The following is a 21647-nucleotide window of genomic DNA, read 5'->3' as shown; positions in this document are numbered from 1 at the left end:
TTGGCCCAACGCTGTGAACACTAAACTGTCAGGAGCAGAAAGTGACATCATCTCACTTAAATATCGAAGTACTGGCCACAATACTTTCTATCTCGCTTTTCAGCACGTCAGAAGTATCCTCCATGTGAGAAGCGTATATTTCCAAAAGCATCTCACTCGATAAAAATATATGAGTGATCCTTGTTGGCATTGGCTCCCCTTTGCCGTTAAGGGGCGTCAATTGATAACTGTACGCCTTGCGCCCGCCTACATTAGTGGGGCCGTGCTCAATGTTTTCGTCTAATTGTGACCAGGTTACTGCGGTCCTTTGGAAGTAATCGTCCTGCTCATTCATAAAAACAGCAGGTACTGTCGTAAGGTGATAACGCACCCCGATATTTCTATCTTCTGAAGCTCTAATAAAAATATCTGCGGCTCTGATATCTATGGCAGCAGTATCCAGTTCCCACCCTCTGCGGGGGTAACAAAAACCGAACCTTAGCTGCGAAACATAGTGACTTTGATACCCATCAGCACACCCCACGATAGGTGACTCGCAATTCTTACTGAACAGTGAATTTGAGAGAGTTAACACTACGATAAACGCAGCGATACCGCCGGATGCGCTAAATGTAAATGGATGCCTGGATATAAAAGGTAACGGAACACTGCCCCTTGCAGCAACGGCTCCACCTAAAAAAGTGATAGAAAGTGCGACCCCAAAAGCGATGACAACCACAACTAAAAAACGGCTATCACAGGGTACTTCTAAGCCAAAGACCGACATGACTATCAATAGCATGAAAAAGAGCAGGGTAAGACCACCAAACACAGCTCCAGCAATAATAACCCAGTTAGGTACTTGCTTTGTCATATTATTATTCCTTCTCTTTTTTATTTTTGCGCAATGTCGCCTCTGAAAGGCTTATGAAAAGATATCCCATCTACTTAGTATTTGTATCAAATTTTAGCCATTGAACTCAAATAGGACGACGCAATTATGTACAATTAAAGTACGCAAAATAGCAGTTAAAGCAGTATCCGCTTTTATTGAATCGCAACAAAATGACCTTAAACACCCGGTTGAGAATGGGTCCATACAAAAAATCACGTCAACTCTGCCTCGATGGAATGCAAGACATTAAAATAACGACAGATATTGTTATAAGTTTTTGATATACGGTTCAAGGTTAAGAGAATTAGCCAACTGGCATAGCCCTGTAGGAGAACATTCCGGTTTGCTAATACCTAAATTAAATGCATGAAGGGCAAATAGATAAGATCTGACTGGACTCCTTGTTAAAGCATAAAGCCCGACTAAGCCGGGCTAAGCAGCCTTATCAACAAATATATGCTGTTGGGCAAAAGACAGGCGCTGTGTAACATGCGCCGTAGTCTTTACTGTAGGCACTTGCCCCACCCGCAATTTCATTCGTTTGCTGTGCGTTTAGGTTTTTACCTGTACTTAGCGTTTTTAATTTAACCTTTTTAAGTTTCATGTTGTTTCCTGTTGTATTTCTTACAATGGTTACTCGACAAATGATGAGACACCCTGCTCTGGCTGTGCTCATCCGTTAACCAATGTGTTGAAATTAGCAACAAAAAACAAGGTGTTTTAACCACTTTCTCAGTGCGCGTTTTTAGGTACTTGTTTTTTAAGTTGTTTACTATATTGAAATTTTATCAAGGAAACAAAAATGACAGCGCTGTATTTCTATACTAAGAATGAGCCATAGAAGGTGTGGCGGCAACATATTCTTCATATTGTTCTATAAGTCAACTAGCTACTCAAATACTCCAAGAACTAGTAATACCCGCACATCATTATATCTATCTCTTGTCGTGATAATCATAACTAACAATTTTTTAACCCCTGTGACACACATAGCGTAACCCCATATACTTAACAAGCGTTTAAGTTGATTTTTCATCAATAGGAGCATGCTGTTTTTATGATGGTAAACTGTTAGTTAGTTTGTAAATACGCACCTCTGAACCTTTTAAAAGCTCAACATACAAACCCACACCGACCCTCTTCCGTTTACTCCCAACCCATCACTATGAGACAATAGCGTGACGACTTAGATTTCCAGACTTTTGAGTTTGTACAAGCCTAAGCAATAGGCGCATTCGTACACACACTGATTGCGTGCGGTACACACAGTGATACACACAGTGATACACACACTTAGATTTAAAAAACAGCAAACTCTGAACAGTAGCCTGCTTCACTGAATTAGAATAACAGGTTGATAGAAATAGGATTTATAGCCTGATGGCGACACAAGAAATAACTGATAATATCCCGACAATTTACTGGCACGATTATGAAACCTGGGGGGCCAGCCCGCAGAAGGACCGGCCTAGTCAGTTTGCCGGGATCCGTACCGACCTAGACCTGAATATTATAGGTGAGCCGCTGATTGAGTATTGTCGCCCGGCGGCGGATTATTTGCCTCAGCCAGAGGCCTGTCTGGTGACTGGGATCACGCCGCAGCATGCGCTTAAGCATGGTTTGCCGGAAAGTGAGTTTATGGCCAAGATCCATCGCGAATTCAGTAAACCCAATACCTGTGTTGCCGGTTATAACAGCATTCGTTTTGATGACGAAGTGACCCGCTACAGCCTGTATCGCAACTTTTATGACCCCTATGAACGCGAGTGGCAAAATGGCAATAGCCGCTGGGATATCATTGATTTGGTGCGTGCCTGTTATGCGCTTCGCCCTGAAGGCATTGTGTGGCCAGAAAAAGAAGATGGCACGCCAAGCTTTCGCCTGGAAGACCTCACCAAAGCGAACGGCATTGAGCACGCCGATGCCCACGATGCGCTGAGCGATGTGACGGCAACCATTGCGCTGGCCAAGCTGATTAAAGACAAACAGCCTAAGCTGTATCAGTTTTTCTTCTCGCTGCGCGGTAAAAAAGCACTCGCAGACCTGATTGATGTGTTCAACATGCAACCACTGGTGCATACCTCTTCGCGTATTCCGGCCACTCAGGGTTGCACCAGCTGGATTGCGCCAATGAGCTTTCACCCGGTGAACAAAAATGCCGTGGTGTGTTTTAACCTGACCAATGACCCGCAGGTGTTGCTGGATCTGTCGGTAGAGGAACTCCGTGCGCGCTTGTACACTAAACACAGTGAGTTGGGTGAAGACGAGCTACCGGTTGGCCTGAAACTGGTTCACCTGAACAAATGTCCGATATTAGCACCTGCAAAAACTTTGTTGCCAGAGAACGCTGCCCGCCTGGGGATTGATCGTGAACAGTGTCTGGCACATCTTAAAATTCTTAAATCGCACCCGGAGCTTCGCGACAAAGTGGCTGAGGTGTTTAACGACCAGGGCGATTTCAGCGACACAACTAACCCGGATTATCAGCTTTATAATGGTTTTATCAGTAAAGCCGACAAAGCCAAGCTGGCCATTGTACGCGAAGCGCCGCCGCACGAATTAGGCTCGCTCAACCTGGAGTTTGAAGATCCTAAATTCCATACTCTGCTGTTTCGCTATCGTGCCCGAAACTGGCCGGAAAGCCTCTCTGCCAGTGAACTCGAGCAGTGGCGTAAATACTGTCAGAACAAACTCATGCATGGTGAAGACAACCCGTCTATCAATGCGCAGGACTTTATGATCACGCTAGAAAATCTGGTGTATGAACATGAAGGCAATGAAAAGAATCTGGCTGTGTTAAAGGCACTGTACCATTACGCGCAGAGCCTCTAATTTGGCATCATAAACGGGCGGTGACAACCTCACCGCCCGTTTCTGTTACAAGCTTTCCTGATAGACCTTAAGCGCCTGCTCCAGATCAGCAATCAAATCTTCCACATCTTCCAGACCTATGTGCAAGCGGATCACCGGACCATGCTGCCAGCCCGTTGTTGTGCGCAGAGGGGCCATGCTGGCATTCGCCGTTACCAGGCTTTCAAATCCCCCCATGAAAAGCCCATCTTAAAGTGGTGTAAGCTGTCAAGGAAGCGATTAATGGCTTTGCGGTGCCCTTGTTTCATTACCACAGAGAACAAACCATTACTGCCGCTAAAGTCGCGTTTAAAAAACTCATGTCCCGGGCAGCTTTTCAGTGCAGGGTGTCGTACGTGATCAACCAGAGGGTGGCCGGCGAGCCAGTTGGCAACCTGCAATGCCGACTTCTCATGTTGCTGCAAACGCACAGGCATAGTACGCAGGCCGCGCAGTGCCAGATAAGCGTCGTCCGCCGAGGTGCACTGGCCAAGCAGGTATGAGTTTTCACGCAGGGTCGGCCAGAGCGTTTCGTTAGCCACAGCAACGCCCATCATGACATCGGAGTGGCCTACTATGTATTTGGTGGCAGCCTGAATACTGATATCCACGCCATGCTCCAGCGGACGATAATGCCAGCCGTTGCCATAAGTGTTATCCAGCATAGTGATCAAGCCCTTTGCCTTGGCCACTTTGACCAAACTCGGTACATCCTGCACTTCCATGGTGATAGAACCTGGAGATTCCAGGAACAGCACTTTGGTATTGTCCTGAATGAGTGACTCTATGTCAGCGCCAACGAGTGGATCATAATAGGTGGTTGTGATCCCCAACCCGGCCAGGATCTTGTCACAAAAATCACGGGTTGGCTCGTAGGCAGTATCTACCATCAACAGGTGATCGCCGGTTTTTAAAAACGACAGCAGGGCCTGTGAAATGGCGGCAGCACCAGACGGATATAACGCACAACCGGCGCCATTTTCAAGCTCCATGATGGCGTCTTGCAAGGCAAAATGGGTGTTGGTGCCACGACGACCGTAAAACAAAGTACGTTTACCACGCTCAGAGATCGCCTCTTGCATATCGGCAACGGAGTCAAAAACAACGGTTGATGCCCGTTGTACCACAGGGTTAACCACGCCTTTGGTGTACTGGGATTTGCGGCCTACAGCCACCAATTTAGTATTCTTCTTCATAGTGTGCTCAATTTTGGACTAAATGCATCATTGCTGACGCCAGTATTCAACCAGATATCTGGAGATAGAATCTTTGCGGGTGAGCTTATATCCGGGCACATCGTCTCCCCACTCGGCAAACCCGTTGAGCTCCTCTCGGGAAAACCATTGTGCATGCTCCAGTTCATCCTGCTCAACAAAAATGTCGGTGCTTTTTGCAGTTGCTATAAAGCCTAGCATAATAGACGACGGAAATGGCCAGGGTTGCGAGGCAAGATAGCGTACCTGATCAACCTCAACTCCGGCTTCTTCTTTCACTTCGCGGATCACGGCCCGTTCCAGTGTTTCACCGGGGTCAACAAATCCCGCCAGAGTTGAATATACACCTTCGGGCCATTGCGCCTGTCGCCCAAGTAAACAGCGCTCAACACCATCTGCAAAGGTATGTGTTACAAGCATAATCACAGCAGGATCCGTACGCGGGAAAGTCATATGGCGACATTCTTTGTCATTACACAAACGCGCATGTCCGGCTTCAACGGGGCGGTTTGGGCTACCACAGCGTCCACAGAAACGGTGCGTTTTATGCCAATAACACAGCCCGCGAGCCAACACGCCCACCGACGCCAATTCGGCGTCCAGCTTTGGACCTATGGTACGCATATCTTCGAAATGGAAAGTTTGCTCAAAAGTGTGCTCATCAAAGCTGACATCAATGCAGCCCTGCAGTAACTCTTGTTCTACTTCGCTAACGTCCAGCGCAAAGTAGCTATGTGTTTCGTCAATGCCTAAAAACATGGCTTCGGCGCGGTCAAGTGTGTCAACCTGTGACTGAGACAACAAAGCCAGCTCCCGCTCGTTGCTGACAATCAAATTTTTGTTATTCCATACCAGCAACCAGCGGCTTTTTTCTCCGTATTGGCCAAGTAACCAGTTGGGGTCTTTGCGTTCAGCTGAGGCCCTGTTCAGGTTCATTTGCGTGTAATGCAGCACGACGTTCATCCTTTTGTTGTTCTTTGACGACACGCTAACATAGATGGCCCGAATGCCAATAGCTTTGCGGCAAAAAAAAAAGCCCTTACGGGCTTGAACTACAGTGTGATAACACACTACAGAGAGGCAAGATATTCCTGAAGCTTTTGATTCTCAGCTTCAATATGTTTGTAGAATTCAATGTCTTTCAGTTTGCTGGCAGCCCCTTCATCCAGCACAATCACAGCGTGACGGTGCATTTGTAAGGCTGATGCTGGACAAGCGGCGGTCAGAGGACCTTCAATCATGGCATGTACCGCATCGGCTTTGTTTTCACCGGTTGCCAGTAAGACCACTTTACGTGCGTCTAAAATAGTGCCGATCCCCATGGTGATCGACAAATGCGGCTGGTACTCATCGGCTGCAAAAAAGCGTGCATTATCGTCGATAGTGGCCTTGGTCAGGGTTTTAACCCGAGTACGTGATGTCAGTCCTGACGATGGCTCGTTAAAACCAATATGCCCATTGCGACCAATTCCCAGAAGCTGCACATCGATGCCACCAGCTGCGCTGATCTGCGCTTCATATTCTTTACAGGCTTCAATTGGGTTTTTGGCATCTCCTGGCGGAACATGTGTATTGTCTTTGTTAATATCTATGTGATTGAACAGCTGCTCGTTCATGAAATAACGATAACTTTGTGCATGCTCGCCATTCAGCCCCAGGTATTCATCCAGGTTGAACGTTTTGGCCTTGCTAAAGCTCACTGTACCCGCCTGGTTGCGACGGATCAGTTCCTGATACAAAGCAACTGGCGTAGATCCTGTCGCCAGTCCTAAAACAGAGCCTGCGTTACGTGTTAACTGCTGAGTAAAAATATCGGCACCATATGCTGCAACTTCAGCTGCGTTTTTAAGAATGACTATTTGCATAATGTAAGGCTCAAGGTTGTGAACAAACAGGAAAAATGGGATCTGAACCTTGCTCTGCGTGCAATCAAAACAAGGTCAGATCAAAACCTAACTGGGATACACTGTTTAGGTTATTACCATTATGACAACGCTGTCATTATTAGAGAAAAAAACGCGCTTGTAAAGTAAAAGTGATAAAAAAATGTACTTTTTTTATAGCCAAAATAAAAATGACCTGCTGAGCAGGTCATTTTTCAAAGTCTTAACAGCCGTCAGGCTCAGCACTTAGTTCTATTATGCTAAACGCTAACAATAATCTTACGTTTATACATCCAATGTAATACCAGCAGCTGAACCGCCAGCAAGGCACATACACTAATTAATGCCTGCCAATGCTCAGGTACGGCTTTGATAACACCACCGAATACACTGCGGCTGATAAAGCCCCAGTCAACCAGGCTCGATGCCAGATAAATAATAATGGAATTGGCTCCGATGATCACAAAAGGATAAGCCAGCTTCTGGCCATTAAGTATATCTACCAGGGTGAAGAAAATAGCCAGGAAAATAGCACTCCAGCCAACGGTCACCAGCACAAAAGAGCTGGTCCAAAGCTCTTTATTCACCGGGAATTGCAGATCCCACAACCAGCCCAATGCCAGGCTAATGATACCAGCAATCAACAGGCGCCCTGCGACCTGCCACTGACCCAGTTTATCCGACTGTGCAATGAGCTGTCCGGCAAATACACCGGCAATGGCGTTCACAATAGCCGGGAAACTGGACAAAATACCTTCCGGGTCAACCGGGCGGTTTTGATAAGTAATCCCTGGCAGTAATACCTGATCTACCCAGGCATTCCAGCTGCCAGCCGGTGTTAGCTCCCCTGCACTACCGCCAGGAACGGGAATAAAGCACAGCAACACCCAGTACGCTAGCAAAATAGCGACTCCAGTAAGCGCCGTTATCTTCAGGCTACAGTGCCACACCAGCATAGCGCAAAAGAACCAGGCAATGGCAATGCGCCCAAGTACACTGGCATAGCGGATCTCGCCAAAGTCGGCCGGAATACCTGTGCCCCAACCATGGTTATACAGTACGCCAAACAGACACAGCAAACCCAGGCGTTTAATCGCCTTGATGTAAATGGGCTTACGCTCTTCTATTGGTAAGTGATCAATGCGCTTGGGCCGTAAGCCCATTGCCACCCCTGACAAAAAGATAAACAAAGGGAAGATCAAGTCGTAAAAGGTAAAGCCGTGCCATGCACTGTGGAGCGTCTGAGCTTCAAAAATCTTCCACCCCTGCCAGCCGGTCAGAACAAACAGCGCGGCAAATATGGACTGACCGCCCAGGATCCAAAACATGTCCATGCCACGCAAGGCATCAAGCGACGCCAGTCTTTTCTTATTATTTGACATAGTTACTACCTATAGAAACAAAAAATCCCCGCTAAACAACAGCGGGGTTTTTTACCCAGGGAAAATTAAACGCGCTTTCCGTTAATGAAAGTCTGTAATACATTAAGGTCACTATCGAGCTGCACAAAATCAGCATCTGCACCGTCGACCAGACGACCTTTCGCCGGCAGTCCAAGGTACTGTGCCGGGTATAAAGAAGCCATTCGTAGTGCTTCAGACAAGGTCACATCGAGCGTATTAACACTGTTGCGTACCGCGCTTGCCATATCAAGCACACTGCCCGCCAACTCGCCAGTCGTCGAATTTAAACGATCACCGGTTCTGATCACTTTGCGGCCATCAAAGAAATCAAATTCCTGATCATCCGTGCCAACTGGCGGCATAGCATCAGTTACCAACATGATTTTGCCACGTTGTTTAGTACGAATCGCCAGCTTAGCTGAGGCCGGGTGCACATGGTGCCCATCGACTATCAAACCACACCAGGCGTTGTCATCCCACAACGCCGCCCCCACAACCCCTGGTTCACGAGAGGTGTAGGCCGACATGGCATTAAATAAGTGTGTAAACCCGTCAGCGCCTGCTTCCAGCGCAGCCATAGTGGTTTCAAAATCCGCATTAGAATGTCCAATAGACACTTTCACACCCAGCTCGACCAGACGTTTTATATCGCTCAGCGGCACAGTTTCGGGGGCCAGAGTCACCATTTTTATACCTAGATCTTCTCGGGCATAAATAGCGAACTCTCGTTCTGAGATTGGGCGTATAAACTGCTCGCTGTGAGTCCCCTTCTTAGGGTGAGACAAATGCGGACCTTCAAAATGGACCCCTGCGACACCGGGCTCTTTACGTGCAATTGCCTGAGCAATAGCATCCGCGGCTTGCTCCATGACCGCTACCTGATCGGTGATAAGTGTTGGCATCAGCGCAGTTGATCCAAACTTTGCATGGGCTGAGACTATGGTCGTCAGACAAGACAATGAGGGATCTGCATTCAAAAAGCCGCCCCCACCACCATTAACCTGGACATCAATAAATCCTGGTGCGGTTACGCCCTCGAGTCGCGTCACTTCACTGCCCGCAGGGTGAGATTCAAAGTGAAGCTTGCCATTATCGACTACAAACTCAACTTCGTTTTTAAATTGTGTGCCGTCAAACAAACGGCTGGCTGAAAATCTGTTCATGAATTACACCAAGTGTTCCGACTGACGTTGAATACTCTGCATTGCGAAGTAAATCGCCCCCATCTCAGGTGGCTGCTTAGGCAGTTCAACCCGTTTTGCAATTTCCGGGTCAAGCCACTGACTTAACGGTTCGGATAGACCCCCTATCATTGACAATCTGGGCGGATTGTTTTCCAACAGCTTGTGGGCAAGTCGACTGACATAATCAGCCCCGGTTTTCACAATATCCAGCGCCAGCTGATCTCCGGTTTTCGCGGCATCCAGTACATAGCGAGCCAACTTTGCATAGCTGCTGGAAGGTTGTCCGGCCATTTGCTCTGCAATACCCATTGCGGAGTTGGTATTGAAGTGCTGTAAAAATACTTGAGACAAGGTTGTTTTTGGCCCAAGCCCATCTAAATCCAGTAATACGGCTTTGACCGCTTCAAGACCCATCCAGGAGCCACTGCCCACATCCCCCTGAGCAAACCCGTGCCCGCCATAATTAGCACTTTTCCCATCCACCAGCACAAATCCACATGAGCCGGTGCCTGTGATGATCACCGCACCATCTTCTCCTTCATGTGCGCCAATACAGGCGGTATGTAAATCGGTTGTCAGGAACATTTGTTTGAATGGATGATCCCAGCGCATAATTTTGTCATATAAGCTGGGTAAGTTTACGCCAGCAAGGCCTAAACCCGCATTAAGCTCGTGAACCTGCTCTACTCTGAGTCCCGCGTCTTGCAATGCCAGTTGAGTCGAAACCATGATAGACTCCAAGGTTCTTTCGAATCCATGCAAGGGATTCGCAGGACCACCAAGACCAGTGCCTAATACGCCCTGTATTGCAGAGTATATAGTGGCACGACATTTCGTTCCCCCACCATCTATACCTATATATAACTGGTCATGTTCAACCTGTTTAGCCATCATGTAACGACCCCTAAAAGTTGTGATTGGTGCCTCCTCATTCAAAGGCAACCGGTATTCAGTCATGTTGATTTGATGTTACACAACAAATGACAGCGTTGTCATTAAGTTTTTTATTATTTTTTCGCACTGTGAAAAATTTTAATATTGCATACTTTTGCTTAATTGTCAGAAAAATTTTTGCAAGGAACTGAATATTGTCCTTTTTCTGTGCTTTGACGATGGATTTGGCTGACACTTTATACATATACAAAGATTGTCACATATTTGATAACGAAAAACGGCGCGAAAGCGCCGTTTTAAGCTAATACCCTACATTGATTTAATGTAGAAACAGATAGATAGGTGTTTATTTTACACCTAGCTCTCTCAAGCGCTCTTGCAGGTAGCTATCAGCGGTGTAACGCTCAGACAGAACCACATCCGGGCGTGGGTGCAGGAACAGTGGCAATGAAATGCGCGACTTGTCACTGGCCTTACCGGTTGGGTTGATCACGCGGTGGATAGTTGATGGGAAATAACCGCCTGACGCTTCTTGCAGCATGTCACCAATGTTGATGATCAGGTTACCGAAATCACAAGGCACGTCTAACCAGCTACCATCTTGTCTTTGTACTTGCAGACCAGGCTCGTTAGCCGCTGGCAGAACAGTCAACAGGTTAATGTCGCCATGTGCTGCTGCACGGATAGCACCCGGCTCTTCATCACCTGTCATCGGTGGGTAGTGCAAAACGCGCAGTAGTGTTTGTTCAGAGTCTTTGATCATGTCTTTCAGATCAATAGAGAATTTAGCACGCACTTCTTCTGGTGCTTCAGCCTGAACCCAGCTTAATAGCTGTGCCGCAAACTCATTGGCCAAACGATAGTACTCGCGAATTTCTGCATCAAGTTGCGCAGGCACACGACCTTTTGGATAAACGTGGAAGTACTCTTTAATATCTTTAATTGTGAAGCCTTTCGCAACTTCAGAAACATCGGGCGGAAAGTAACCGTCTTGCGTTTCTTTATTGAATAAAAACGCGTGCTTTTCTTCTGAGTTAAAGAATTCTTGCCAGTTTTTATAGATAGACTCAACCAATTCCTGAGGAATTGGATGGTTCTTAAGTACACCAAAGCCCGTTGAGCGCAGAGATTCAACAAATTGTTTCGCCGCGTCAGGCGCTTGATAGTCAACTGTAGGTAGCTGTTGCATAATGGTTCCACCGATATTTTAACGTGACTTAAATTCAAGAAATTAACTGCAACTCGAACATTGAAAATTAACTTTTTGAATTAAGATAAAATCTTGCTCGCGAGCTTAGAGAAATCCACCGCCGCAGATAAGGACTTATGTCCGCCCTTCATACCAATAATCACCGAGATTGACTCAGATCAAACCGGCTCCACTGGTAAAGATATCTGCCACTCCAGCCCGTGTTGACGGTCGTAAACCTGATAACTACCGTTTAAGGCATTCACAATCAAATTAGCCGCCACAGAAGCACTCAACCCAACATGACCTGTGTTACCTCTTTTTGTCGTTACGAACGGCTTCAACATGTCTTCTTCTGAGATACCATCCAGTCCCAACCCGTTGTCCAGATAGCGCACAGTCAATCGTGTATCCTCGATACCAAGGTCAAGGCGCACTTCTAATTTGCCTTCTTGTCGACCGTGAGAGAGTGAGTTTGCAATTAATGTATCTATTACAGAGTTCAGCAGACCTCCGTCAAACAGAGCAACGCCCTCGTGTTGCACCACAATTTCAACGCTGACGGGTTTATTCAACCAGGCACACCGCACTTTCTCGGCCAACTCGAGCAAACTCACGCGAGTAGGCGAAATCGGACACTCTACCCGGGCAATTTGCTTAACCATGGACACGAATTTAGCCACCCGAGTGAGGTTTCGCTCACTTAAAGACAGACTTGTGTCACACTCTGTCAGCTTGGTCGCTATCTCAGCGGGGCTTACCTCACCCTCTTTCAATGTATTTATCAGCTTATAAATTGTATCAGAGCAATGACTGACCGCTGTAATAGCTGTGCCCAAGGGCGTATTAATTTCGTGTGCTACACCAATCACCATTTCATTCATTACCTGAGAAAGTTGCTGTTTTACCGCGCTCTTTTGTGCATCAAGCAGCTTTATCTGTGTATCCACTCTGGCTAATATCTCAGCAGGAATGAAGGGCTTAGTAATATAGTCGTTACCGCCAGCATGAAGCGCTTCGACTATCCAGTCTGTGTCGCTATGTGCACTGACAAAAATCACCGGAATATGGCTGGTATGCTTTTCAGCCTTCAGCAACTTACACAGCTCGATCCCAGATGTTCCTGGCATTTTGATATCAGTGATCACCAGCTCTGGCGGTTTACGTTGAATAATATTCAGCGCGACCTCTGCATTGATAGCGGCAAGTACTGTATGCCCTTGCTGACGAAGGATCAGTTGAAGCATATGCAGGTTTTCTGCAACATCATCAACCACCAAAATGTCTGCCATTCCTTTTACCCTCATAAGTTGCTTTTTATACTTTCAGTAAGCATAGCTTGAGAAATGACCGCACGCGACTATGGTTACTATGTTAGTAAACTCAATAGTGTGGCGTGTATATGGGTGTAAAATTAAGAGTGAATGTTGTTTTTGCAGTGATACTGTCGATATTAGTTATTTCTACGTTACTACTCTTTCTAAGTTATACCAAACTCGAACCGACCAACCAAAAACTAGATAACCTTAAGACATTAGCCAAAGTCTCATATGAGCTTAGGGAGCACGCACAGCATCACGCAATACTGCTTGCTTTGTACCTGAACAATCCTCAGCCAAAACAGCTTGAGTTACTTCGTGATTATAATGACTCAAAATTAACATTCGCACGGGGTTCCCAAGCTGATGAGCATTCAACGCCGGGAGATAAACAAAAATCGATTGATCTGGTCCACACACTGGCCAACATGCCAATAGAGTCCTCAACCACACAACTTGGTGCACTGTATGGCGAGCTCAGACAACTCCATGCTCAAACCTATGCAGAACTGACACAACACCAGCCAAGTATCTCAGCGCCCCCTTTCCAATTGGTAAACTACCACAACACCTTGCAACATATTACTACAGAACTCGATCAGTTGGATTTCATATTCTCACAGCAAAGTACACAGCTTTATAAGGCAAAAGATGAGTTGTACATGTACCTTAATCAAGTCGTGATATGGGGAATTGTATTGCTTGGTCTGGCTGCTTTGCTGGGAGCCTGGTGGTGCAATTTCCGTGTCTTTGACCCGCTTAAACGATTATATCAGTCACTGCATAACGCCAATCAAAGTGGGAATGCCCAACTGCACTTGCCACAGCAGCTGGGAGAAGAGCTAAGTAGTCTGGCCAATGTGGTTGGTCAGATCTATGACAAGCTTCATAACCGAGTAGAAATTGCCAAACTGCGCGAAATGTTCAATCAAGGGATCCGCCATAGCCGCGACCCAGATGAACTGCGACGCTTCGCACTGGAGTTTTTCGCGACTTACTATGCAGCCCCGAGTGTGGCAATTTGTGATACCCGCGACAAAACATTGAACCCTTTACAAACTATAGGCTGCCCGCCTTGCCTTGATAACCTGAGTATTCAGTACACCCAACTATGCCGAACGCTGACAAGGCAGAGTTTAGTTTCCAGCGATACCGCTTTTGATCTCAAAGCAGGTGCTGTCACTATCTCTATAAAGAGTGCCGCTTTGTATCCTTTAATCGTCAATAACCAGCTCAAAGGCGCGCTGTATATTGCCAGCATTGATCGATTCGATAGCGAGCAGCAGACCAGTATCCAGCAATTATGTGAAGACCTTGCGATTCAGATTCAGCTGTGTGAAAACGCGCAGCAACAGCTTGCTGCAGAAACGGCCCTGTCACAGCATCTGGAGATGACGTTGCACATTCTGAATGCTATTCCTAACCCAACTTATTACCGAGATACTCGGGGGACCTTTTTGGGTGTAAACCGAGCATTTCTTGATTTTCTGGATATGTTTGAGGCCGAGGTGACCGGCATGCGGATCCAGGATGTATTTGATGTCTATACAGCAGGCTACCTTGAGCAAAAGTCCAATTACACCATTGAGCAGAAAATACAACATCAATTTGAGGTGACTCTGAAAAACGGCCAGCAAGAATCCAGAGAACTGATAGTACATGAGGCCCCTTTCTTTGATGGTTATAAAGAAGTTGGAGGTGTAGTCGGGACGTTTTTAGACATGACAGAGCGAAACGAACTCGAGCGTAATATGCTTGCAGCTAAAGAGCTGGCAGATAAAAACGCCAAAGTAAAAAGCGAATTTCTTGCCAATATGAGCCACGAAATTCGTTCTCCCATGAACGCCATCATAGGCATGGCTCACCTGGCACTGAATACGCAGCTAACGACAAAGCAACGTAATTATGTTGAAAAGATAGACAACGCCGCTAAACAGTTACTTAAGTTACTGAACGATATTCTAGATTTCTCTAAGATCGAAGCAGGCAAAGTTGAAATCGAGTCCACCCACTTCCACCTTGATAAAGTGCTGGATAACGTGGCGACAATCATCGGACTCAAAGCTGAAGAAAAGCAACTGGAGCTGATCTTTGATGTCCACCCGGAAGTAACAAATGATTATATTGGCGATCCACTCAGGATCGGTCAGGTCTTGATCAACCTTGCAGGTAATGCCGTTAAGTTCACAGAGCAAGGTCATGTAACCATCAATATCAGCTATCAAAGTGAAGACGAACAAAGTGCCAGATTACTCTTTTGTGTCATTGATACAGGGATTGGGCTAAGCCATGAACAGCAAACCAAACTCTTTCAGTCGTTTTCACAAGCTGACACATCTATTACGCGCAAGTACGGTGGCACCGGCCTGGGCCTGACTATTTCTCAACACCTTGTGAAGCTGATGGGGGGTGAGATTTTTGTAGAAAGCGAACCTGGTAAAGGCTCAACTTTTTACTTTACGCTACCTCTGCCCTTTGCAACCACTACTCGTTTGGTTAGCCAGCCTTCTGAGCATTTTAAAGACAAGCTCGCCTTAATTGTGGATGACAATGCGCTGGCAAGAGAGGTTATGGCTGCCATGCTGAAAAAGTTTGGTATTGCTTCTAAGCTGTTTTCATCTGGTGACGCCTGTATTGAGTACGTGCAAAATCAGCAACCCCATTTTGATATTGCCTTCGTTGACTGGCATATGCCACAAAGAGACGGCATCGATACCATTATGGAATTACATAGCCTGTCTTCGTCAAGGCAATATGTACTGGTTACCGCCTATGGCCGCGAGCTGGGGCTTAAAGATGACCAAAAGCACATCATATCCAGCATTTTGCTAAAGCCTATAAACCCATCAAGCGTGTTCGATTGCCTGCAAGCCTGCCTGGCACCTCAGCCCCAGCAAGTCGCTGCATCCAGCGCTGACGGGGACAACCGATTATCCGGCCTGACTATCCTGGTGGCCGAAGATCAACCGGTTAATCAGGAGATTGCTGTTGAAATTCTGACATTTCACGGCGCCGATGTAGCCGTTGCCAATAATGGGCAGGATGCACTTGAGGCCGTGCAAAAGACCGCATTTGATGTGGTACTGATGGACATGCAAATGCCTGTCATGGATGGATTGAAGGCAACCCGGGCAATTCGAAAACTGCCTGAACTCAGCCAGCCGCCCATACTGGCGATGACGGCGAACGCAATGCAGGATGACATACAGACTTGCCTGAGTGCAGGTATGGATGGCCACATAGCCAAGCCTATCGATGTAGAAAACATGGTCGAAACCATACTGGCATATGCAAAACAAGGTGAAGCAGAAGATGTTATCCAACAAACCGTTTCGCTTGAGCTCAACGAGTCAGAAATACCATGCATGGAGGTCGAAGCGTTTACTCTTGAAGGAATTGATATCGAAGCTGGGGTAAACCGAGCTGCTGGTAATCGGGAGGTGTACTTTTCGCTGCTTGAAAAATTTGTCAAACAGCAAATAGAGGAACTTATCAACCTTAAACAAGCCATTACCATAGGTAACACGGAGCTTGCAGAACATATTCTTCATGCCCTGAAAGGCGCAAGTGCGAATTTATCTATGACACATCTGACGAACCAATGTGCTGCACTAGAGTCACAACTTCATGAAAACCGCTTAGACGGAACACAAATTGATAATTTACTAGAGTATATCAGACACTGTCATGAGCAGGTGTCAGGCTACGTAAACCTGCATAAAGCAGAGCCAGATAAAACCTCTGTTCCCGTTTGTGAACAGTCTGACGAAATCCTGATAACACTTGCGAAAGCGCTCAGGGACTATGACGCAAGTGCCACTGAGCTCGTTGCATCTTTACACAATGGCGCATCGCTGCCTGAGGCGGTGTTGGATGAATTGAATGATTTAGTCGCCCGGTATGAGTTTGAAAAAGCACACGCGCTGATAGTGCCTTACGTACCCCAACTTGCTTAAGCCAGGGCCCAAATGGAGCTCGAGGCAGCATAGCGAGCCTTTAATCAGCTTGGCTACACTGCACAAAAGGTATGGCTATTCGTTATAGCCCAAGATCAGCCATAAAGTCGTCGTCTGCTACATCTTCAGCTGGCGTGTCGGCTTTTTTTGCAGACTCAGCTTTTTTTGTTCTCTGGCTGGCAATAATGTCATCCGGGTCAACAGCCTCGGTAATATCATAATCATGCAGTTTAATAAACTCGGTCTTATCCATCGCTAATTCAAGATAGAAAATGTTCTGCCCCTGAGTGGTAAAGGTCACGCGGCGCGCCTGTGGTCTGTCCATAGTGGTATCGACCGAGATCTGCACCTGTTTGTTAATGGCCATCATTTTGGGCTGGTTCTGAGTGATAGAGGTATGAAGCTGCTCACGAACCTTACTGGTAAAGTCGCCGACAATTTGGTTCATCAGCTCACCCATCACATTGGATACATCATCCGACAGGTGGCTTTGTGCAATTTCGCTTTCCGGCATACCCATTGAACGCATATAGTCCTGATAGACCTCCATTGCAGCCTGCGCGGTAAAATTGGTGACAACCAGCCCGGTAAAACCGCCGTCGAACAGAACAAAACAACCAATGTCTGGACGCATACAGGTACGGGTGATCTTCTGTACCATTGCCGAATAGGCAATCTGATTGCCACTGGCCGAGGACAAAACCTCAGTCACCGAGTGACATAGTGTTGATAGGATATCTTCTGTGCTGATCACTTTATTTTTCGCCATGTTGGTTCTCTAACTTACTTCTTATTGTTAATACTAGCCAAGCTACTCAATTTATCACTGACTATCTAGTATAAAATGCTAAAATAGCATGATTATTTTTTTGTAAGACAAATTGGACTAGCAGTGTGACGGGCAAAGACAGTATATATGCCACAGAGCAAGAAGTCAGAGACTTCACCTTCGACGCAAATGTTGTAGAAGTATTTCCGGACATGATCCAGCGTTCAGTGCCGGGTTATGCCACCATAGTCAGTACCATGGGTAAACTGGCCGGACAATACGCGCAGAGTAATTCAAACCTTTATGATCTGGGCTGTTCACTGGGGGCGGTCACCCTCAGTATGCGCCGTAATATCGACAAAGAAAATTGCCGCATTATTGCCGTAGACAACTCCCAGCCTATGGTCGAGCGCTGCCAGATACATCTGAAAGGCTTCAAATCAGACGTTCCGGTAGACGTACAACTGGGCGACATTAACGAGTTAGAGATCAGCAACGCCAGCGTGGTTGCCATGAATTTTACTTTGCAGTTCATCCCCCAGGCACAAAGAGCCACCGTGCTTGAAAAAATTTACCAGGGCTTAAAACCCGGCGGCGTGTTGCTACTTTCGGAGAAGATCAAAGGTGAAAACGACATCAAAGATAATTTGTTGATTGATCTGCACCATGACTTCAAACGACATAATGGCTATTCAGAGCTGGAGATCAGCCAAAAACGCACGGCTATTGAGAATGTGATGCGCACCGATAGCCTCAGCACCCACAAAAACCGTCTGGAACAGATCGGCTTTGCCCACACTCAGGTGTGGTATCAGTGCTTTAACTTCTGCTCCCTGGTAGCGATTAAATAAGAGAAAGACTATGAATTCCTGGTTTACCGATTTTTATGCCGCTATTGCGAAAAGCCCCCTCAGCCATTGGCTGGAAACACTGCCGGCACAACTGACTCACTGGCAAAAAGAAGCCCAGCACGGTGACTGGTCACAATGGGAAAAGGTACTTAAAAACCTGCCGGACTTACCCGCTGAGCAAGTCGACATTAAGAACAAAGTGTCCTTTACCCGTCAGGAGCCACTCTCTGAGGGACATCAGAAGCAATTGACACACCTGTTCAAACGCATGATGCCCTGGCGTAAGGGCCCGTTTCATATTCATGGTATCGACATTGACACCGAATGGCGCAGCGACTGGAAATGGGATCGTTTGTTACCGCATATCAGCGATTTACATGGCCGCAGCGTGCTCGACATCGGCTGTGGCTCTGGCTATCACCTGTGGCGTATGCGTGGTGCGGGTGCTGAGTTTGTCGTGGGGATCGATCCCTCAGACTTATTCTTGAGTCAGTTTCAGGCTATCAAGCACTTTAATCCAGATCCGAATGTCCACCTGTTACCTCTGGGTGTGGAGCAACTCCCGGACTTGAAAGCCTTTGATACGGTTTTCTCCATGGGTGTTTTGTATCATCGCCGCTCACCCATCGACTTTCTTGCACAGCTAAAGGCTCAGTTACGCCCGGGTGGTGAGTTAGTGCTTGAAACTCTGGTTATTGAAGGTGACGTGAACACCGTTCTTGTGCCGACTGACCGCTATGCCAAAATGCGTAACGTCTGGTTTATTCCCAGTTGCGATGCGCTAGCGCTGTGGCTACAACGCGTGGGCTTTAAAGACATCAAGGTGGTGGATAAAGACATCACTTCTTTGGATGAACAAAGACGCACCGAGTGGATGCAGACCGAATCCCTGGCCGACTTTTTGGATCCGAACGATCCCAGTAAGACGATTGAGGGCTACCCCGCTCCGCTTAGAGCAATTATTGTCGCAAAAGCCTAATAATACCAATTTCACTTAATAAATTGGTATGTTCAAACACAAAAAAGCCAGCATCTAAGCTGGCTTTTTCAATCTATGTGGGCAGTAGATTAGCCCAGCAGCTCAGCTAGTTGCTGGCTTACAGCTTCAACAGCCTGAGTACCATCCAGTTTGTGGTACTGAGTATTACCTGCATCTGCTTCAGACTGGTAGTAACTTACCAGAGGCTTTGTCTGGTCATGGTAGATACCAAGACGCTTACGTACAGTCTCTTCTGTATCATCAGCACGGATGATCAAGTCTTCACCAGTCTGATCGTCTTTGCCTTCTACTTTAGGCGGGTTGTACACAACGTGGTAAACACGGCCAGAAGCTGGGTGTACACGACGACCACTCATGCGCTCTACGATGATTTCGTCAGCAACGTCGAACTCGATAACGTGATCAACTGCAATACCGTTTTCTTTCATCGCATCTGCCTGAGGGATAGTACGCGGGAACCCGTCTAACAGGAAACCATTCGCACAGTCTTCTTTTGCAACGCGCTCTTTTACCAGACCAATAATGATGTCATCAGATACAAGTTGTCCTGCATCCATCACTTTTTTGGCTTCCAGACCCAGTGGCGTGCCTTCGCTGATAGCAGCACGTAGCATGTCGCCCGTTGAAATTTGTGGAATACCGTACTTTTCCATTAGAAATTGAGCTTGAGTGCCTTTACCTGCACCCGGCGCGCCTAGCAAAATAATGCGCATAGTGTGTTCCTCGTATGTGAGTTATACCCATTTCACTTAATACCTGTTCAATTTGAAGGAGCAAATAGGACGCTAACTGTGTTAAAGATTTCTCATTTAGAACAACTAAATAGCAAAATCTTTGCCTTGTTATCGACCCTATTTTCTCGCCTCAAAATAGAACACTTAATTAAGCAAATTGGTATTAACTGGATTTTAATTGTGTCGAATTTTTTCACATTGGGCAGGGATACTCAAGGGACTTAGACCAATTGTCTAGCGCAGATTGTAACAAGGCGAACAAAATTCGCTCACCTTGTCATAATATTCGGATTGCCAAGAGAATTTGGTCAAATAAACCTCGCCTTTGCCAGGGATAATTATCAGCTGGCTTTTTGCTTTAACCCAGCCCTGCCCAAGACAGCTCGACATAGCCGCTCACCCAGCACAGAAAATGTCAGACCACTGAGAATCACGGCACCGCCAATCATCTCGAACAGGCTTATCTGTTCACCCAAGATCAAACTGGCCCCTATCATACCCACCAAAGGGATCAACAATGCAAACGGGGTCACTGCCGCAGCGCGATGTCTGCCGAGTAACCAGCCCCACAAAGCAAAAGCCAGCAAGGTGGAAACGGGCCCCACATAGAGTAACGCTAGCCAGGATTGTGCACTGGTATTTTGGATCAGGGTGACTGGCGTATCACTTTCAAGAATATAAGACAATCCGAACAAAGGCAGTGGCGCCACAGCACTGACCCAGACCATAAAATGCAGCAAGTTAACTTGCTTTAACTGTTTCATAATGAGATTCGACACCGCCCAGCTCAAAGCCGCACACAGGATCAACACCATGCCATACAAAGTGACGCTGCCTGTTTCGCTCAAAAAGAACAAACCAAACCCACTACACGCAATGACCGCACCAGCTATCTGAAAACGACTTGCCTGCTCTTTTAACACCACTGCACTGAGCACAATCGTAAACACCACCTGGGCTTGTAGTATTAACGATGCAATGCCCGCTGAGGCATCTTTTTCCATTGCTACAAACAGGAGGCCAAATTTAATCACACCAAGAAATAAGCCCACACCCAGCACATGCCACACCGGTGTCTTCACAAAGGGAATAAAAAATATAGCGGGGAGTGCCACAATCAAAAAGCGCAAACCGGAGAATAAAATAGGTGGTAACTCTTCCAGCCCCAGTTTGATCACTGAAAAGTTAACCCCCCACACTGTCACCACTAATAGTGCACACATGATACTCTTAAAATCCATACTTCCTCCCTGCACCTGAGACGGTCCCCCCCCTATTTCGGGTCCAAACTACAACGCTAGCACAGGTTTTAAAAGAAAATCAAAATGGGTTAGCGCATACAATTGCAAATTACAGCACAATAAACCTGGCTGAAGCGAGTTTTTACTAAAAAGGTACATTCATGTGAAATTACCGAATACAACGACAATGCTATGCAAAAATCGAGCAAAATAAAAATTTTTAACCACGTTTTATTGCAAAATTATTTCATTCCATTGTAGAATGCACGCCCAACCGAATAGCAGC

At 46.6% G+C, this 21647-nt stretch carries 16 protein-coding genes and 1 pseudogene; 4 read left to right on the top strand and 13 right to left on the bottom strand.

The genetic code is table 11. The features are described from left to right. Positions 1-52: 52 nt before the first annotated feature. Together ELR70_RS13150 and ELR70_RS24875 are read right to left on the bottom strand one after the other, a co-directional pair. Positions 53-853, bottom strand: a complete 801-nt coding sequence (locus tag ELR70_RS13150) for a hypothetical protein (RefSeq protein ID WP_054013771.1) — start codon at positions 851-853, stop codon at positions 53-55. 466 nt (positions 854-1319) lie between these two features. Beyond that, a complete protein-coding gene (locus ELR70_RS24875) occupies positions 1320-1478 on the bottom strand; it encodes a hypothetical protein (RefSeq protein WP_160317350.1) in 159 nt (52 codons plus the stop codon). Positions 1479-2254: 776 nt separating this feature from the next. On the opposite strand from ELR70_RS24875, the gene sbcB reads away from it, so the two are divergent. Next, complete coding sequence (gene sbcB / locus ELR70_RS13145) at positions 2255-3706, top strand: exodeoxyribonuclease I (protein ID WP_054013772.1); 1452 nt, start codon at positions 2255-2257, stop codon at positions 3704-3706. Positions 3707-3751: 45 nt separating this feature from the next. Here sbcB and ELR70_RS13140 read toward each other — a convergent pair. From ELR70_RS13140 to ELR70_RS13105, 8 genes and pseudogenes are all read right to left on the bottom strand, one after another. After that, positions 3752-4920 (bottom strand): annotated as a pseudogene (locus ELR70_RS13140) (cystathionine beta-lyase). 27 nt (positions 4921-4947) lie between these two features. Next, entirely contained in the window at positions 4948-5892 is a 945-nt protein-coding gene (nudC, locus tag ELR70_RS13135) for an NAD(+) diphosphatase (RefSeq protein WP_200908183.1), read from the bottom strand. A 116-nt stretch (positions 5893-6008) separates the two neighbouring features. Then, complete coding sequence (gene nagB / locus ELR70_RS13130) at positions 6009-6803, bottom strand: glucosamine-6-phosphate deaminase (RefSeq protein ID WP_054013774.1); 795 nt, start codon at positions 6801-6803, stop codon at positions 6009-6011. A gap of 278 nt (positions 6804-7081) precedes the next feature. After that, positions 7082-8203: a DUF5009 domain-containing protein gene (locus ELR70_RS13125; RefSeq protein WP_054013775.1), complete on the bottom strand. Its 1122-nt coding sequence runs from the start codon at positions 8201-8203 to the stop codon at positions 7082-7084. A gap of 65 nt (positions 8204-8268) precedes the next feature. After that, positions 8269-9387, bottom strand: a complete 1119-nt coding sequence (nagA, locus tag ELR70_RS13120; RefSeq protein ID WP_054013776.1) for an N-acetylglucosamine-6-phosphate deacetylase — start codon at positions 9385-9387, stop codon at positions 8269-8271. A gap of 3 nt (positions 9388-9390) precedes the next feature. After that, positions 9391-10302 carry a BadF/BadG/BcrA/BcrD ATPase family protein gene (locus ELR70_RS13115; RefSeq protein ID WP_054013777.1) on the bottom strand — a complete coding sequence of 304 codons (912 nt, stop codon included), beginning with the start codon at positions 10300-10302 and terminating at the stop codon, positions 9391-9393. A gap of 346 nt (positions 10303-10648) precedes the next feature. Next, the gene (locus tag ELR70_RS13110) at positions 10649-11491 is read right to left on the bottom strand and encodes a 2OG-Fe(II) oxygenase family protein (RefSeq protein ID WP_054013779.1); all 843 of its coding nucleotides are present in this window, start codon (positions 11489-11491) and stop codon (positions 10649-10651) included. A 179-nt stretch (positions 11492-11670) separates the two neighbouring features. Continuing rightward, positions 11671-12783 carry a response regulator gene (locus ELR70_RS13105; RefSeq protein ID WP_054013780.1) on the bottom strand — a complete coding sequence of 371 codons (1113 nt, stop codon included), beginning with the start codon at positions 12781-12783 and terminating at the stop codon, positions 11671-11673. 110 nt (positions 12784-12893) lie between these two features. On the opposite strand from ELR70_RS13105, the gene ELR70_RS13100 reads away from it, so the two are divergent. Next, positions 12894-16766: a PAS domain-containing hybrid sensor histidine kinase/response regulator gene (locus tag ELR70_RS13100; RefSeq protein WP_054013781.1), complete on the top strand. Its 3873-nt coding sequence runs from the start codon at positions 12894-12896 to the stop codon at positions 16764-16766. Between the two features lie 82 nt (positions 16767-16848). Here the strand turns inward: ELR70_RS13100 and ELR70_RS13095 are convergent, their stop codons facing one another. Continuing rightward, a complete protein-coding gene (locus ELR70_RS13095) occupies positions 16849-17535 on the bottom strand; it encodes a DUF3334 family protein (protein WP_054013782.1) in 687 nt (228 codons plus the stop codon). 125 nt (positions 17536-17660) lie between these two features. On the opposite strand from ELR70_RS13095, the gene cmoA reads away from it, so the two are divergent. Then, positions 17661-18386 (top strand): carboxy-S-adenosyl-L-methionine synthase CmoA, encoded by a 726-nt coding sequence (cmoA, locus tag ELR70_RS13090; protein WP_054013783.1) that lies wholly within the window; start codon positions 17661-17663, stop codon positions 18384-18386. 10 nt (positions 18387-18396) lie between these two features. Then, the gene (gene cmoB / locus ELR70_RS13085; RefSeq protein ID WP_054013784.1) at positions 18397-19365 is read left to right on the top strand and encodes a tRNA 5-methoxyuridine(34)/uridine 5-oxyacetic acid(34) synthase CmoB; all 969 of its coding nucleotides are present in this window, start codon (positions 18397-18399) and stop codon (positions 19363-19365) included. Positions 19366-19454: 89 nt separating this feature from the next. On the opposite strand, the gene adk is transcribed toward cmoB, so the two are convergent. Further along, positions 19455-20099, bottom strand: coding sequence for an adenylate kinase (gene adk, locus ELR70_RS13080; protein ID WP_010385354.1), 645 nt, complete (start codon positions 20097-20099; stop codon positions 19455-19457). Between the two features lie 362 nt (positions 20100-20461). Next, entirely contained in the window at positions 20462-21361 is a 900-nt protein-coding gene (locus tag ELR70_RS13075; protein WP_054013785.1) for an EamA family transporter, read from the bottom strand. Between the last annotated feature and the right edge of the window lie 286 nt (positions 21362-21647).

It is taken from the genome of Pseudoalteromonas sp. R3 (genome assembly GCF_004014715.1).
Lineage (GTDB): Bacteria > Pseudomonadota > Gammaproteobacteria > Enterobacterales > Alteromonadaceae > Pseudoalteromonas.
This window is presented reverse-complemented; position numbering and strand designations above follow the sequence as displayed.